15 protein-coding genes are annotated in these 15,815 nt (G+C 71.6%); 11 read left to right on the top strand and 4 right to left on the bottom strand.

Going from position 1 to position 15,815, the window contains the following annotated elements; genetic code table 11:
• The first annotated feature begins 173 nt into the window (after positions 1-173).
• From ABD205_RS19630 to ABD205_RS19610, 5 genes are all read left to right on the top strand, one after another.
• Positions 174-1,373, top strand: coding sequence for an autotransporter outer membrane beta-barrel domain-containing protein (locus ABD205_RS19630; protein ID WP_344047811.1), 1,200 nt, complete (start codon positions 174-176; stop codon positions 1,371-1,373).
• Positions 1,370-3,775 carry a hypothetical protein gene (locus ABD205_RS19625; RefSeq protein ID WP_344047809.1) on the top strand — a complete coding sequence of 802 codons (2,406 nt, stop codon included), beginning with the start codon at positions 1,370-1,372 and terminating at the stop codon, positions 3,773-3,775. The genes ABD205_RS19630 and ABD205_RS19625 overlap by 4 nt, the downstream gene beginning before the upstream one ends.
• Before the next feature lie 320 nt (positions 3,776-4,095).
• On the top strand, positions 4,096-4,494 hold the full coding sequence (locus ABD205_RS19620; protein ID WP_344047807.1) for a hypothetical protein: 399 nt from the start codon (positions 4,096-4,098) through the stop codon (positions 4,492-4,494).
• A 60-nt stretch (positions 4,495-4,554) separates the two neighbouring features.
• The gene (gene folE / locus ABD205_RS19615) at positions 4,555-5,178 is read left to right on the top strand and encodes a GTP cyclohydrolase I FolE (RefSeq protein ID WP_344047806.1); all 624 of its coding nucleotides are present in this window, start codon (positions 4,555-4,557) and stop codon (positions 5,176-5,178) included.
• A gap of 55 nt (positions 5,179-5,233) precedes the next feature.
• Complete coding sequence (locus tag ABD205_RS19610) at positions 5,234-5,638, top strand: nuclear transport factor 2 family protein (RefSeq protein ID WP_344047804.1); 405 nt, start codon at positions 5,234-5,236, stop codon at positions 5,636-5,638.
• 19 nt (positions 5,639-5,657) lie between these two features.
• Here ABD205_RS19610 and ABD205_RS19605 read toward each other — a convergent pair whose 3' ends face one another.
• From ABD205_RS19605 to ABD205_RS19590, 4 genes are all read right to left on the bottom strand, one after another.
• On the bottom strand, positions 5,658-6,836 hold the full coding sequence (locus ABD205_RS19605; protein WP_344047802.1) for a PP2C family protein-serine/threonine phosphatase: 1,179 nt from the start codon (positions 6,834-6,836) through the stop codon (positions 5,658-5,660).
• Positions 6,833-7,648, bottom strand: a complete 816-nt coding sequence (locus tag ABD205_RS19600) for an alpha/beta fold hydrolase (RefSeq protein ID WP_344047800.1) — start codon at positions 7,646-7,648, stop codon at positions 6,833-6,835. Before ABD205_RS19600 ends, ABD205_RS19605 begins: the two co-directional genes overlap by 4 nt.
• A gap of 77 nt (positions 7,649-7,725) precedes the next feature.
• Complete coding sequence (locus ABD205_RS19595) at positions 7,726-8,157, bottom strand: ATP-binding protein (RefSeq protein WP_344047798.1); 432 nt, start codon at positions 8,155-8,157, stop codon at positions 7,726-7,728.
• A 428-nt stretch (positions 8,158-8,585) separates the two neighbouring features.
• The gene (locus tag ABD205_RS19590; protein ID WP_344047796.1) at positions 8,586-9,017 is read right to left on the bottom strand and encodes a RidA family protein; all 432 of its coding nucleotides are present in this window, start codon (positions 9,015-9,017) and stop codon (positions 8,586-8,588) included.
• An 84-nt stretch (positions 9,018-9,101) separates the two neighbouring features.
• On the opposite strand from ABD205_RS19590, the gene ABD205_RS19585 reads away from it, so the two are divergent.
• The 6 genes from ABD205_RS19585 to ABD205_RS19560 are packed head-to-tail and all read left to right on the top strand — an operon-like array spanning position 9,102 to position 15,814.
• Entirely contained in the window at positions 9,102-9,935 is an 834-nt protein-coding gene (locus tag ABD205_RS19585) for a fumarylacetoacetate hydrolase family protein (protein WP_344047794.1), read from the top strand.
• Positions 9,936-9,980: 45 nt separating this feature from the next.
• Entirely contained in the window at positions 9,981-10,466 is a 486-nt protein-coding gene (locus tag ABD205_RS19580; protein WP_344047792.1) for a cupin domain-containing protein, read from the top strand.
• Entirely contained in the window at positions 10,463-11,365 is a 903-nt protein-coding gene (locus ABD205_RS19575; protein ID WP_344047791.1) for an acyl-CoA thioesterase, read from the top strand. The genes ABD205_RS19580 and ABD205_RS19575 overlap by 4 nt, the downstream gene beginning before the upstream one ends.
• Positions 11,362-13,005 carry an AMP-binding protein gene (locus tag ABD205_RS19570; protein ID WP_344047790.1) on the top strand — a complete coding sequence of 548 codons (1,644 nt, stop codon included), beginning with the start codon at positions 11,362-11,364 and terminating at the stop codon, positions 13,003-13,005. The genes ABD205_RS19575 and ABD205_RS19570 overlap by 4 nt, the downstream gene beginning before the upstream one ends.
• Positions 13,002-15,377: a bifunctional salicylyl-CoA 5-hydroxylase/oxidoreductase gene (locus ABD205_RS19565; protein ID WP_344047788.1), complete on the top strand. Its 2,376-nt coding sequence runs from the start codon at positions 13,002-13,004 to the stop codon at positions 15,375-15,377. The genes ABD205_RS19570 and ABD205_RS19565 overlap by 4 nt, the downstream gene beginning before the upstream one ends.
• Positions 15,374-15,814 carry an acyl-CoA thioesterase gene (locus ABD205_RS19560; protein ID WP_344047787.1) on the top strand — a complete coding sequence of 147 codons (441 nt, stop codon included), beginning with the start codon at positions 15,374-15,376 and terminating at the stop codon, positions 15,812-15,814. The genes ABD205_RS19565 and ABD205_RS19560 overlap by 4 nt, the downstream gene beginning before the upstream one ends.
• Position 15,815 lies beyond the last annotated feature (1 nt).

The raw sequence follows: 15,815 nt of genomic DNA, 5'->3' as shown, positions 1-15,815 counted from the left end.
CGGCCGCGGCCGACGAGGAATGTGTCCCACGCCATCGGGTACGAGCGACGGGGTAGTCACCTCGGGCGGACAGGCCTGGGGTTCCGATGACCGAGGGGTGCCACGCCACGCAGCGAGGCGGTGGTCCGGCGGGCAGCATCCGACATGGACCCGGCGCCCGAGAAGGAGATCCGATGAGCAGCGATGAGCTCGTACCGTTCACGCCCGAGGAGCTCGCGGCCGAGGGGGTGACCGCCCTTCCCGACAAGGAGGTCGTCTCCATCCTCGATCTCGCCGCCGACGTGAACCTGGCGATCGACGGCGCCGCACCGATCGACCTGGCTGTGGCCCTCAACGCGAACATCGTGGCGCCGATCGACGCCGCGGTCAGCGCGAACCTCCTGTCGGACGACTCCACCTCGCAGGCCCTGGCCGACCAGGGCGTCGCGATCAACCAGACGGTGGACGCCGATGCCATCGCCCACGGACTCCAGGACAACTCGATCGACCAGACGGACACCGCCGCGGGTGGGGCACACGTGGCACCCGCCGACACCGCGGGCGTCGACCACCCGGCCGCGACGACGACCGACGGCGCCTCAGGGGCCCCGGACGCCACCGACCTCGCCGGAGTCGCGCCGGTCGACGGAGCAGTCGTTGTCGACTCGACCGGTCACATCATCGGAACGCTCGACGACTCGACCGGATCGGTCCTCGACTCCGCCGGCCACGTCGTCGGCACGCTCAACCACGCCACCGGCCTGGTGGTGGACCCGAGCGGCGCCATCATCGGCTCGGTCACGAACCTCGTGGACGGCACGTCCGTCCTGGACGCCGCCGGCAACGTCGTCGGCACCCTCGACGGCGACACGGGCAACGTCGTCGACTCGGCCGGCAATGTCGTCGGGGCGCTCGACCCGCTCACCGGGCAGGTGCTGGACGCCACGGGCCAGGTCGTCGGGACGGTCGGTCAGGTGTTGAACGACGTCGGGAACAACGTCGACACCGGCGACCTGTTGAAGGGCAACCTCCTCAACGTCGATGTCAACGTGGACCTGAACGCCGACCTCGCCGCCCCCATCAACGGTGCGGTCGCGGCCAACGCCAACGTGGCGGCACCGATCGACGGGGCGGTCTCGGCGAACATCCTCTCCGACCACTCGAACGCGACGGCGGTCGCGCAGCAGGACGCCATCATCAACCAGTCCATCACCGGGACGGCCGATGCCACGTCGGACCAGACGTCGGCCATCGACCAGGGCTCCGCGCCGACGGGCGCTGACGCTCCGCCTGCGGTCGAGCCGGCCCCGGCCTCGGACGCACCGGCCACGCCGGACGCTCCGGCGAGCGGTGACGCTCAGGCCGCACCGAGCCCGGAGACCGCGTCGCAGTGACCACGATCGTCGCCGACGCGCCTGCGCGCGCCGACGACCTCCAGCTCCTCGGCGAGATGGTGGGGTCCGGCTACCGGACCCCACCGGCGCTCGTGCGCCGCGGCGACGGGCAGACCCTGCAGGTCACGCCCCTGCTCTATGCGGTGCTGGACTCGGCCGACGGACGTCGTACCTGCGCCGAGATCGCCGACGTCGTGCGTGACGGCATGCGCAGGGAGATCACGGCCGACATGGTCGCGACCCTGGTCCAGGAGCACCTGCGGCCCCTCGGTCTGCTCAAGCTGGCGGACGGCTCGGAGCCGGCGCTCAAGAGGGCGAACCCTCTGCTCGCGCTCAAGCTCAAGTACGCCGCGACGGACCCGGCCACCACGCGTCGGCTGACCGACCCGTTCCGGATCCTCTTCCGGCCGGCCGTGATGGCGGTCGTCATGGCCGCGTTCCTGGCCATCACCTGGTGGGTCTTCTTCCAGCAGGGCCTCGCGCCCGCGGCGTACGACGCCTTCCACCGGCCCGAGCTGCTGCTCCTCGTGTTCGTGGTGACAGTGCTCTCGGGCGGCTTCCACGAGTTCGGGCACGCGGCGGCCGCGCGGTACGGCGGAGCCGACCCGGGCGTGATCGGGGCCGGCATCTACCTCGTCTGGCCGGCGTTCTACACCGACGTCACCGACAGCTACCGGCTGGGACGACGCGGCCGCGTCCGGACCGACCTCGGCGGCCTCTACTTCAACGCGATCGTCGTGGTGCTCACCTTCGGCTGGTGGTACGCCACCCGCTGGGACGCCGTCCTGCTCCTGGTCGCGACCCAGACGCTGCAGATGGTGCAGCAGCTCATGCCGATGCTGCGCTTCGACGGCTACCACCTGCTGGCCGACCTGACCGGCGTCCCCGACCTCTACCACCGGATCCGTCCGACACTGCTCGGGCTGTTGCCGCACCGGTGGTCGGACGACCACAACCGCGTCCTGAAGCCGTGGGCCCGCGCCGTGATCACCGCCTGGGTCCTGATCACGGTTCCGATGATGGCATTCATGCTCCTCGCCATGGTGACGTCGCTGCCCCGAGTGCTCGGGACGGCCTGGGCCTCGTTGCAGGAGCGCACGGCGGCCGTCGGGGACGCCTGGCACACCGCGGGACCCCTCGAGGTCGTCGCTAACGCCCTCCAGGTGCTGGCGGTCGTGCTGCCCGTGCTCGGCGGTCTGCTGATCCTCGGACGGCTGGGCCTGCGCTGGTCGCGCGGCCTGACGAGCTGGAGCCGCGGATCCATCCGTCGGCGCGCGGCGGCCGTCGGGCTGGTCTCGGTGCTCGTGACCGGACTGGCGTTCGCATGGGCGCCGCGGCCCGGCAGCTACCGGCCGATCACGCCGGGGGAGAAGGGTCTGCTCACCGCCGTCCTCCCCGGTGCTCAGGCTGCGCGAAGCGCGGTCGACGTCACCGGACCGGCGGTGCGCCCGACCGGCACGGCGGCCCGTACGCGGCTCGCCGCCGGAACGCCCATGCCCGCAACCTTCCAGGCCGGCCAGGCGCTCCCGACCAGGTCGCACCCCGACCTCGCGCTCGTCCTCGTCCCGGCCGGCGGCACGGGCAAGGCGCCGGCTCAGGGGGACCTGGCGGACCCCTGGGTGTTCCCGTTCAACCAGCCGTTGCCACCCGCCGCTGGCGACAACCAGGCCGCGGCGGTCAACACCGCCGACAACAGCACGACGTACGACGTCGCCTTCGCGCTCGTCTGGGCGACCGCCAACGAGGTGCGCAACGTCAACGAGGCCGACGCCTATGCCTCGTGCTCCAACTGCGTCACGGTCGCCGTCGCCTTCCAGGTCGTCCTCATCATGAACAACGCCCAGGTGGTGGTGCCCCAGAACCTGGCGGTGGCCGCGAACTACCAGTGCTACCGCTGCATCACCGCCGCGATCGCCAGCCAGCTCGTGCTCTCGGTGTCGAAGGCGCCGGGGCAGGAGCAGCTGCTGGCGCTGGGTCAGGTCTGGAGCCAGCTGCTCGCCTTCGGCAGCACGATCACGTCCTACTCGCTGTCGGAGATCTCAGCCCGGCTCGACGGATTCAAGGCGGACATCGTCGCGATCCTGGGCGACGCACCACCGGTGCAGCCGGGCACGACACCGACACCGACGCTCACGCCGTCGGCGTCGGCGTCGGCGTCACCCCCGAGCAGTGCCGAACCGTCGGCGAGCGGCGTGCCGGACCCGTCCGGCAACCCCTCCGACGGCTCGAGCGACATGCCCGCGTCACCGGGCACCTCGGACGCCGGCCAGCCGGGCCCGACCAGCTCGCCGGCGCCTGACCCGACGGGTGGGGCGACGGCGGCGGCGACGGACGGAGTCCCGGCGACGTCAGGTGGCGACCCCGACCCTGCCACGGCATCAGCCACGCCTTCGACGCCATAGCCGCATGTCTCGGGCTCCACCCGGTTACCGGCTGAAGTGCGACGCGCCCGATCGAGGCTCGTCGCGGAGACGTCGAGAAGTGGCGTCGCGGCACCTTTCACGCAGGAGATGTCATGACGGCGGGTTCTCCGTTCAGCACCCATGATCACGCGCCCCTCAGCGGCGTCGCCCGACGTCCCGGACGTCGCCCGCGCGGCCGGGAGCGCACCAGCAACGCCGGTTCACCCGTCGCGGCGGCCGTCCGCACCTCCGCCCTCGTGCGGCAGAGGATCGCAGTGCTGATCACCCGTGGTTAGAGGAGACGGCGGGGTGACCCGCGGATGAGGGTGGCCGACGCCGCGCGCATGGCTCTCGGGGCGGCACTGCTGCTCAGACCACGCGCGCCCGCTCTGGCCCTCGACGGCACGCCGAGCGAGGTCACCGTGGTCGCGACCAGGCTGCTGGGCGGTCGCTGGTTGCTGCAGGGGCTCCTCGGGGGAGTCGTGGCGAGGCGGGGCCGGACTGCTCGCCTCCGCGCGGGATGGGCCGACGCCGCCGTCGAGACGACGCACGCGGCGTCCATGGTGCTCCTCGCGGCCGTCGATCCGGGACACGCCCGTGTCGCGAGGCTCAGTGCCGCAGTGGCACTCACACTCGCCAGCGCCGACGTCGTGGCGACGGCGCGGCTGGCGACGGCCGGGCGGGCGCCGTCACCCACTTCTAAAAGAGAGACATCTTGACGTAAGACTGTCGGAGGTGTTCTATCGGAGAACGTCGTCTCTCTGAAAGAAGGCCCGACCATGAGTGCCTCCGTCTCGTCGATCACCGGTCGGACGCGCGTGCACCCACCCGGGACAGTCCGTGACCTCGATGCGGCCGCGGAGGCCGCCGGCGCGATGATGCGGGCGCTCGGCATCGACCCTGACGATCCGGCGACGCCGGACCTGGCGCTGACGCCGCGCCGGCTTGCAGCCGCGTACGCCGAGCTGCTCACCCCGGACGAGTTCGACATGACGACGTTCGAGAACGCCCAGGAGTACGACGAGATGGTGCTCGTGCGCGACATCCCGATGCAGTCCGTGTGCGAGCACCACCTCCTGCCGTTCGTCGGCCGGGCGCACGTCGCCTACCTACCGGCCGAGCGGATCGTGGGGCTGTCCAAGCTGGCCCGCGTCGTCGCGCACTTCGCGAGCCGGCCCCAGACCCAGGAGCGTCTGACCACCCAGATCGCGTCGCACCTCGACGAGCACCTGCGACCCCGGGGCGTGGGCGTGGTCATCGAGGCCGAGCACACCTGCATGACGCTGCGAGGCGCTCGAGCGCCGGGGTCCAGCACGACGACGTCGTCGCTGCGAGGCGTGATCAAGGAGAGCCCGGCGTCGCGGGCCGAGTTCCTGGCGCTCGTCGGTCGGGTCAGCCGCTAGGGCCGACGCGGCCCACCTACTGGCGGCGACCGCAGAAGCGTTCTACGTTCGACCCATGGGCGGCATCCTCGAGCGCCTGACGGCGGCGCAGAACTCCCACGACGCTGAGGGCTTTGCGGCGCTCTTCGCCGACGACTACCGCAGCGACCAGCCGGCCCACCCCGGCCGTGCCTTCGTCGGCAGTGCCCAAGTGCTCGAGAACTGGACCGCGGTCTTCGCGGGCGTCCCGGACTTCCGGGGCGAGCTTGTCGCCTCGTGCATCGACGGGGAGGTCGAGTGGGGGGAGGTCGACTGGAGCGGACACCACGTCGACGGGTCCGCCTTCGCGATGCGGGGGGTCATCGTCGCCACCGTGCGTGACGGCAGGATCGCGTCGGCCCGCCTCTACATGGAGCCGGTCGAGCAGGGCGGAGCCGGCATCGACGACGTCGTCGCGGAGCTCTACCGGCCGCCTCGCTGAGGGGCTCGCCGCTCAGCGCTCAGCGTGTGGCCCGCAGGGTGACGATCGCGATGTCGTCGCTGGCGTCGCCGCCCTGGTAGTCGAGGACGGCGTTGGCGATGCCCTCCGTGATCTCGACAGGGTCGTGCGGCAGGGACGCGATGAGATCGCCGAGGCGGCGCTCGCCGTAGAGCAGGCGGCGATGCCGTGCCTCGGTGACGCCGTCGGTGTAGAGCGTGATCGTCTCGTCGCCGAGCTCGTGGCTGACCGTGTGGAACTCCGGCCCGTCGAGCAGCCCGATCGGGCTCCCGTAGATCCCGAGCTCGCGCACCGTGCCGTCGGGCTGCCGGATGAGCGCCGGCGGGTGGCCGGCGAGGCTGAGGCGTATCGTCCACCGGTCCGCCGTGCGGCCGAGGTGAGCCAGCACGAGCGTGCAGTAGTGGGCGGTCTCGTGGGCGTGCAGCGCGCGGTCCAGGAGGCGCAGGGTCTCGGCGGGGTCGGGATGCTCGATGGCGAGGGCGCGGAGCGTGTAGCGCACGAACGAGGTGACGGCTGCGGCCTCCACGCCCTTCCCGCTCACGTCGCCCAGCGCGATCACCCAGCTGGCCGGGCCGAGCTGGAAGATGTCGTAGAAGTCGCCACCGACCGTGCTGCCGTCGCCCGCGGGCCGGTAGGTGGCGGCGATGCTCAGGTGCTCGATCTCCGGCGGGGCCGGCGGGATGAGCGTCCTCTGCAGCGTCTGGGCCAGCCGGGCCGCCTCGCGGCGTGCCTCCTCGGCCGCTTGGGTGGCGGTGAGCAGGTCTCGCTCGTAGCGGTGCCGGTCGCTCGTCTCGATGAAGACCGCCCGCAGGGACAGGTCTCGGACGCCTTCGGCGTTGGCCGTGGTGGTGGCGTTGAGGAGCACGGGGACCCGGACGCCGTCCGGGCGGAGCAGGTCGAGCGACACCTCGCGTACGGCGTCGTCGTGCTCGAGGACCGGCAGCAGGTGCGTCTCGAGGTAGATCCGCGCCCCGACCGGCAGCAGAGATGCGAGCGTCCGCCGGCCGACCAGCTCCCCCCGCGCGAGTCCGACCATCCGATGGAACTCGGCGTTCGCGGCCGTGATCATGCCGGTCGGGTCGGTGAGGACGTAGCCGCACGGCGCGTCCTCGAAGAGCGCGAGGCAGTCCTCGTGCGGCTCGCGCCCGGCGGAGCCGGCGCCGTCGTCGTCTGCCGTCATGCCGTCCGACTGTTGACGGAGACGTCGAGGTAGCGCCGGATCGCGGCGGCGGTCTCGTGCGGGACGCTGAGCTGCGGGCAGTGCCCCCGGGTCTCGAGGATCTCGAACGCGCAGTCCGGCACTGCCTCCTTGACGTACAGGCCGGCGGTCAGCGGAGCGACTGAGTCCTCACGGGACTGCAGGACCAGGGTGGGCGCGGAGACGTGGGGGAGGTCGGCGCGATTGTCCCCGCGGAACGTGACGGCGGCGAACTCGGCCGCGATCTCCGGGCGGGTCCGGCAGAAGACCCGTTCGAGCTCGTCCTTCACCGCCGAGGAGTCCGAGCCGGCGACCAGGGCGGCGAGAGGGTCCTGCCAGCCGAGGTGGTTGCGGCTCATGAGGTCGAGCAGCTCGTCGATGTCGGCCTCACCGAAGCCGCCGACGTAGTCGACGTCGTTCAGGTAGCGGGCGGAGGGCGTGACGAGCACCAGGCGCTCCACCAGGTCCGGGCGCGCGATCTGCACGAGCACGGCGATCATCGCCGAGACGGAGTGGCCGACGAGGACGACCGCATGCAGGTCGAGCTCGTCGAGCAACGCGATGATGTCGTCGCGGTAGCCCTCGAGGCGCCCGTGCCGGATCGTGTCGTACGTTGATGCGTCGGCCTCGCCGGAGCCGGGAAGGTCGAAGAGGACGACCCGGTGGTCGCGCTCGAACTCGGGCGCGACGTGGCGCCACATGTCCTGACCGCATCCGAAGCCGTGCACGAACACGATGGTTCTGGCGTCGGCCGGCCCTCGCGCGGCCACGTTGAGACGTTGAGCGAGGGCCACGGACTCACGGTAGCCCAGGCGTGGACCGGGGGTTGCCTCGACGAGGAGCGGGCGCGCTGCCCGCCGATCCGGAGGCCTCAGCGGTCGCCGCGCATCAGGGTCGCCGTGACCTGCGTGCCGGCCCGATGGGTGTCGGCGGACCAGGCGTCGCTGAGCCGGTCGACCAGCGCGAGTCCACGACCGCGGTCCTCCGGCCCGGCGTGGCCGATGTCCAGCGACCCGGGGGCCAGCCGCGCTCCGGACCCGCTGTCGCGGACGCGCACCAGGAGCCGGTCCGTGGTGAGCAGCCACGCCACCTCGATCATCCCCTCCCGGTCGGCGCGGCCGTGCTCGACCGCGTTGGCCACGAGCTCTCCCATGATCAGCTGGGCGTCCGCAACGAGGTCGTGAGCCAGCCCGGCCGCGGTCAGCTCCGAGCGGAGCGATGAGCGGGCGACACGCGCCGATCCCGGCGCCTGCAGCAGCTGGAGGACGACCCAGGGGTCGCCTTCAGCGTGGTGACGCGGCATCAACGCTCCTCCCCCGGACGGAGCCTGGGATCTGGTACGCGGTGCCCGAACCGACTCGTGCTGATGCGGGGCCGGTGACCCGCCGCGTGTGCAGGGGCCTTCTCGACGTTCCGCGGGCATCCCCGGGACGCCGGGGGAGGAGCCTTTCGTCGGCAGGTCGCCGCCGCTTCACATCCGGTTCCCGGGCCGGACGATCCGCACTCCCAGCGTCAGCGGCATCATGAGGTCGACGCTCGCGAAGCTCGCGACGCGCCCGGGGCTCGTGGGGGATCTGGTCGGCCGGGCGCAGGCCCGTCAGCCAGTTCGACGGCGCCGAGGGCTTCCGCGCCTTCGCCCGAGCCTTCTCGCTGCTGACGTCGCGCGCCGACGGGGTCAGCGGCTCCGCCTGCACCCCGCGCAGGGACTGAGTGTTCAGGGGAGAGGAGCGCTCAGCCGGCCGACGGCACGAGTCGCTCGTCGGGGATGACGGCCACACCCGTGATCTCGATCAGGGCCTCGGGCTGCCACAGACCCGTCGTGCCGATGCCGGCCATCGCCGGGTACACGGGACCGGCGAGCTCGCGCCAGGCCTGCCCGATCTCCTTGCCGTGGGCCTGGTAGTCGGGGATGTCGGTGAGGAAGATGGTGATGCTGACGAGGTCCTCGGGCACGCCGCCGGCCGCGCGCAGCGTGGTCAGGACGTTGCCGAACGCCTGCCGGAACTGCTCCACGATGCCGCCGGGCACGATCCGCATGTCCCGGTCGAGCGCCGTCTGGCCGCCCAGGTAGAGCGTGTTCCCGCTCAGCGTGCCGTGCGAGTAGCCGCTCGGGGCAGGGAGGGACGAGGGGTTCACCGGGATCGGCGCGAGGCTGCGACTCATGATCCGCACACTAACAATGTATTGACAATCGGACAACGATCGTGTGCAGAATGAAATACTGACTGATGCAGAACGGGGATGGGCATGCGCTTGGCGACGGTGATCACGCCGACGGGTACGACGGCGGCGGTCCTGGACGGGGACCGTTGGCGTGCCCTGCCGGCGACGGACCTGTCGAGCCTGCTCGCCGCTGCCGACGGGGACGGTCGCTGGGACGCAGGCCGGATCGCGTCCGCGACGGGAGCGGAGCTGACCGGCGCCGTACCCGTCTCGCCGCTGCCGCGGCCCGGCAAGGTCGTGTGCTGCGGTCTCAACTACGGCGACCACATCCGTGAGACGGGTCGTGAGCTCCCCACCCACCCGACGCTCTTCGCCAAGTTCGCCGACACGCTGACCGGCCCCCGCGACGAGCTCGTGCTCCCCTCCGACGCGCAGTGGGACTGGGAGGCTGAGCTCGCCGTCGTGGTCGGAGCGACCCTGCGACGGGCCGACCGCGACCAGGCCCGGGCCGCGATCGCCGGCTACACGGTCGCGAACGACGTCTCAGCCCGCGACTGGCAGTACCGCACCCTGCAGTGGCTGCAGGGCAAGGCCTGGGACGCGTCGACCCCCGTCGGCCCTGTGGTCGTGACGCCCGACGAGATAGATCCCGTCGCCGGTGTCGACGTCGTGTGCCGGATCAACGGCGAGCAGGTGCAGCGCGGCAACACCTCGACCCTGGTGTTCGACGCCGCCGACCTGCTCGCGTACGTCTCCACCTTCGCGACGCTGCGACCCGGTGACCTCGTCCTGACCGGCACCCCCGGTGGCGTGGGCGTCGCCCGGGAGCCGCAGCGGTTCCTCGCCGACGGCGACGTCCTCGAGACCGCGATCGACGGCATCGGCACCCTGCGCAACACCGTCCGCCTGACGGCCTGACCCGACCGACACACCCGAGGAGAGCGTTTCTGATGGAGCCCTGCCATGGAGCCTGATCTGAGCAAGTACGAGCTGATCGGGGACAACTCGATCTACGCCGACCCGACCGGCCGGGTGGTGCCGGTCGTCACCCGCGCGGGCGCCGAGCCCGACCTCACCGGACAGAGCGAGGGGGCCACCCGGGTCTCGGGTGTCAGCATCCAGCACACCCCGGCGACCCGGATCTGGTTCGGGAAGGTGCACAACCTCGCGGGCTACCGCTCGGTGCCGCACCACCACGGCGAGGCTGAGACGGGTGGCTACGTGCTGTCCGGTCGGGCACGGATCTACTTCGGTGAGCGCTTCGAGGACTACCTCGACATGTCGGAGGGCGACTGGGTCTTCGTGCCGCCCTTCATGCCGCACGTCGAGTGCAACCTCGACCGCAACAACCCGCTGACCTGGATGACGACGCGCACGCCGGAGAACATCGTCGTCAACCTGCCGCAGGTCGGCGACGACGCCCTGCGGGACTGGGCGGAGCGCCCGTGACCACCTCCCGGACCTTCAGCGACGCCATCGCCCTCGAGCCCGCCGAGGCCGAGGTCTTCGACGTCGCCTTCACGGCGGCCACGCAGCCGTGCCCGTGGCCGAAGGCGTACGGCGGCGACATGGTCGCCCAGGCCACCGTCGCCGCGATCCGCACGGTGACCGACGGCAAGCACCTGCACTCGATGCACTCCTACTTCATGCGACCCGTCGACATCGGCGCGCAGGTCCGCTACGAGGTCGAGGTGCTCCGCGACGGACGGGGCTACAGCACCCGTCAGGTGCGCGCGTTCCAGAACGGCAAGGCGGTCTACGTGTGCCTCGCGAGCTTCGCGGGCGGCGAGCCGGGCGGGAGCTTCCAGGCGGACATGCCCGCCGGTGTGCCCGGCCCGGACTCCCTGCCGAGCGCGGCCGACTACCTGGCTCCTCGGACCGGCGGCACCATGACCGAGGCGTCGAAGGCCTACTGGTCGACGGGTCGCAGCTTCGACATGCGCCACGTCCCCGGTCCGGTCTACCTGACCGTCGACGGCGAGGCGTCGCCGCGGCAGTGTGTCTGGGTGCGTCCGTTCGATGCGCTCGCCGACGTCGACGGGCTGACGAGTGAGCAGCGTGACCTCGCCGCGCTGGCGTACGTCTGCGACTACACGATCCTCGAGCCCGCGCTGCGCGTGCTCGGTCTCGCCTGGGCCGACGAGGGCCTGGTCACGGCCAGCCTCGACCACGCGATGTGGTTCCATCGCCGCGTCCGCATGGACGACTGGCTGCTCTACGCCCAGGACGCGATCTCGGTCGCGGACGGCAGGGGCACGGCCGTCGGCCGGTTCTTCACGACCACGGGCGTCCTCGTGGCCACCGTGGTGCAGGAGGGCATGCTCCGGACCCCCGAGGTGGCGTCATGACCGCGCTCAGCCCGACCGGCTACCGCGACACGTTCGCCCGCGACCACCTTCCGCCGGCCGCCCAGTGGCCGACCCTGGAGTTCACGACCCCGCTGCTGCAGTACCCCGAACGGCTCAACGCGGCCATCGAGCTGCTCGACGAGTCGATCCTGCGCCATGGCGTCGACCGCCCCGCGCTGCGCACGCCGGACGGTGCCGTGTGGACGTACGGGGACCTGCGCGACCGGGCCAACCAGATCGCCCACTTCCTGGTCGACGACCTCGGGCTGGTCAGCGGCAACCGCGTCCTGCTGCGTTCGCCCAACAACCCGTGGACGGTCGCCGCGTGGCTCGGCGTGCTCAAGGCCGGCGGCATCGTGGTGACGACGATGGCCGCGCTGCGCGCCACCGAGCTCGCGCCGATCGTGGCCAAGACACGCCCCACCATCGCGCTCGTCGACCACCGCCTCCTCGACGACGTACGCGCCGTCCAGGAGTCGGGAGCGCCCGACCTCACGGTCGTCGCCCATGGCGGCGACGGCCCCGACGACCTGGTGCAGCGGATCGTCGCCAAGCCGCGGGAGTTCGAGGCGGTCGACAGCGCCGCCGACGACGTGGCGCTCTTCGGGCCGACGTCGGGCACGACCGGCGTCCCCAAGATCACCACCCACTTCCACCGCGACGTCCTCTCGATCGACAACACCTTCGGACGGATGACGCTCCGTCTGGAGCCCGACGACCTGGTCGCGTGCACAGCGCCGCTCGCGTTCACCTTCGGCCTCGGCATGCTCGTCGTCTTCGCGCTGCGCGCCGGCGCCTGCGCGCTGCTGGTCGAAGCGGCCACGCCCGTCCAGATGGCCGACCTCGTGGCCGAGCACGGCGTGACGGTGCTGGCCACCGCGCCGACGGCGTACAAGCAGATCCTGAAGTCGGGGAACCTGGGGCGGCTGAAGGGGCTCCGCGTCGCGGTCAGCGCGGGAGAGCACATGCCGCAGGGGACCTGGGAACAGCTGCACCGCGAGCTCGGACTCAAGGTCGTGAACGGCATCGGTGGCACCGAGATGCTGCACATCTTCATCTCGGCGGCCGGTGACGACATCCGGGCCGGGTCGGTCGGCAAGCCGGTGCCCGGTTACCGCGCCACCATCCTCGACGCCGACGGCCGCGAGGCCGCGCGCGGCGTGGAAGGCAGGCTGGCGGTGATCGGCCCCGTGGGCTGTCGCTACCTCGACGACACCCGTCAGCTGAGCTACGTCGTCGACGGCTGGAACGTCACGGGCGACGTCTTCGTGCAGGACGACGAGGGCTACTTCTGGTACCGCTCGCGCATCGACAACATGATCGTGTCCTCCGGCTACAACATCGGCGGCCCGGAGGTCGAGGCGGCGCTCGACACCCACCCGGACGTCGTCGAGTCGGCCGTCATCGGCAAGCCCGATCCCGACCGGGGCGCGATCGTGTGCGCGTTCGTCGTGCTGCGCGACGGTGTCTCGGGTGACGCTGCGAAGGCCCAGGAGCTCAAGGACCACGTCAAGGGCGTGCTCGCCCCCTACAAGTACCCGCGAGAGGTGCGCTTCGTGCCTGCACTGCCGCGCAACACCAGTGGAAAGCTGCAGCACTTCAAGCTGCGCGAGATCGTCGAGCCGGAGGCCCGAGCATGAAGATCGCCATCGCCGGAGGGGGCCCGGGCGGGCTGTACTTCGCGGCCCTGATGAAGACCCTCGACGCCGGCCACGACATCACGATCTGGGAGCGCAACGCGCCCGACGACACCTTCGGGTTCGGCGTCGTGTTCTCCGACGAGACGCTGGGCAGCATCGAGGGCGCGGACCAGGTCGTGCACGACCGCATGGAGCACCGGTTCGCGCGCTGGACGGACATCGACGTCGACGTCCGCGGCACGTCGTACACGATCGGCGGGCAGGGCTTCGCGGCGATGAGCCGCAAGGAGCTGCTCCAGATCCTGCAGGAGCGGGTCGCCGAGCTCGGCGTCACGGTCAACTACCGGACCGGGGCGCCGGACGTCGACGAGCTGCGTGCCGGTCACGACCTCGTGCTCGCCGCCGACGGCCTGAACTCCTCGATCCGGACCAAGTACGCCGACGTCTTCGGCCCGTCCCTGGACCGCCGCAGGAACAAGTACATCTGGCTCGGCACCGACCTGGTCTTCGAGGCGTTCCAGTTCTTCGTCAAGCAGACGGAGTGGGGCACGATGCAGATCCACGGCTATCCCTACTCGGACCAGGGCTCGACGTTCATCGTCGAGATGCACGAGGACGTGTGGCGTCGTGCCGGCTTCGACGCGACCGAGCACGAGGCGTTCGCGCCGGGTGTCTCCGACGAGTACGCCGTCGGGCGGATCAAGGAGATCTTCGCCGGCGAGCTCGGTGGTCACGAGATCCTCACCAACAACTCCAAGTGGCTCAACTTCCACACCGTCCGCAACGAGCGCTGGCACCACGAGAACGTCGTGCTGCTCGGCGACGCCGCGCACACCGCGCACTTCTCCATCGGCTCGGGCACCAAGCTCGCCATGGAGGACGCGCTCGCCCTCGCGGCGTGCCTGCACGAGCACCCGAGCGTGGAGGACGCGCTCGAGGCCTACCAGGCCGAGCGCAAGCCGGTGGTCGAGTCGACCCAGCGGGCGGCGCAGGCGTCCCTGGAGTGGTTCGAGAACATCGGGATGTACGCCGACCAGGACCCCACAGAGTTCGTCTTCAACCTCCTGACCCGCTCGCGCCGGATCACCTTCGACAACCTCGGCGAGCGCGACCCCGGCTTCGCCGACGTCGTGGAGAGCGACTTCGCCCGCCGCCACGGCGACGGGACGCCCGGACCCGCGATGTTCCAGCCGGCGAGGATCGGTCCGCTGCCGCTGGCCAACCGGGTCGTGCTCTCCTCGATGGACATGTACTCGGCCGTCGACGGCGTGCCCGGCGACTTCCACCTCGTGCACCTGGGCAGCAAGGCGCTCGGCGGTGCCGGCCTCGTCATGACCGAGATGGCCTGCGTGTCGCCCGAGGGGCGGATCACCCCCGGCTGCCCCGGTCTGTGGAGCGACGAGCAGCGCGACGCATGGGCGCGCGTCACGGGGTTCGTGCACGAGCGCTCGGCGGCGAAGATCGGCATCCAGCTCGGACACTCCGGCCGGAAGGGTTCGACCAAGCTCATGTGGGAGGGCATCGACGAGCCGCTGGAGGACGGCAACTGGGAGGTCGTCGGCCCTTCGCCGATCGCCTACGGCGAGGGCTGCCACGTCCCGCGCGAGGCGACCCGCGAGGACATGGACGCGGTCGTCGCCGACTTCGCCTCCGCGGCGCGTCGGGCGGTCGAGGCCGGCTTCGACCTCGTCGAGGTGCACGCGGCGCACGGCTACCTGCTCTCGTCGTTCCTCTCTCCGATCGCGAACCGCCGCACCGACGACTACGGCGGCTCGCTGGCAGGGCGGCTCCGGTTCCCCCTCGAGGTCTTCGACGCGGTCCGCGCCGTCGTGCCCGAGTCGATCCCGGTGACCGTCCGGATCTCCGCGCACGACTGGGCGCCGGACGGCAACACCGACGACGACGCCGTCGAGATCGCCCGCGCGTTCGTCGAGCACGGGGCGGCGGCGATCGACGTCTCGTCGGGCCAGGTCACCAAGGACGAGCAGCCGGCCTTCGGCCGCTCCTACCAGACGCCGTTCGCGGACCGCATCCGGCACGAGGTCGCCGCGGCCGCCGGAGTCACCGTGATCGCGGTCGGTGCCATCTCGTCGTACGACGACGTCAACTCGATCCTGCTCGCCGGCCGGGCGGACCTGTGCGCGCTCGGTCGGGCCCACCTCTACGACCCGCAGTGGACGCTGCATGCGGCCGCTGAGCAGGACTACCAGGGCCCCGGCGTCACGTGGCCCGACCAGTGGCGAGCGGGGCGGCGGAAGCCGCCGACGTCGCGCACCGACAAGATCCCGCCGCGGCTCTCGCTCCTGCGCGAGGGGGCCGGCGGCACGGTCCACGTCCGCTGGACGCCCCGACGGGATGCGCTGGCGGAGTGAGCAGGCCGACGGGGACCTACCGCGGCCGGGTGGAGTGGGTCGACACCGACGCGGCCGGGATCTACCACAATACGGCGGTGGCCCGTTACGTCGAGGCGGCCGAGGCCGAGCTGATGCGTCGGCTCGGCCTCCCCGGCTACTTCCCGGCAGCGCCACGGGTGCGCTACGAGGTGAGCTTCGAGACGCCGCTGCGCTTCGGTGACGAGCTCGTCGCGACGGTGCGAGTGACGCGGATCGGGCGCACGTCGATGACCTTCGACTTCGAGGTGTGGCGGGGTGGTGACGGCGCACCGCCGGTCCGCGCGGCCCACGGTCGCTACGTCACCGTCCATCTCGACGGGGTGGAGGGGCGGCCCTCCCCGTGGCCCGGGGACTGGCTCGCGGCGCTCGCAGAGGACGGCGGGAGCGGTGGGGGAGCCCCTGCCACCGGTGGCTAGT

It is taken from the genome of Nocardioides panacihumi (assembly GCF_039530925.1).
In the GTDB taxonomy this organism is placed as follows: domain Bacteria; phylum Actinomycetota; class Actinomycetes; order Propionibacteriales; family Nocardioidaceae; genus Nocardioides; species Nocardioides panacihumi.
This window is presented reverse-complemented; position numbering and strand designations above follow the sequence as displayed.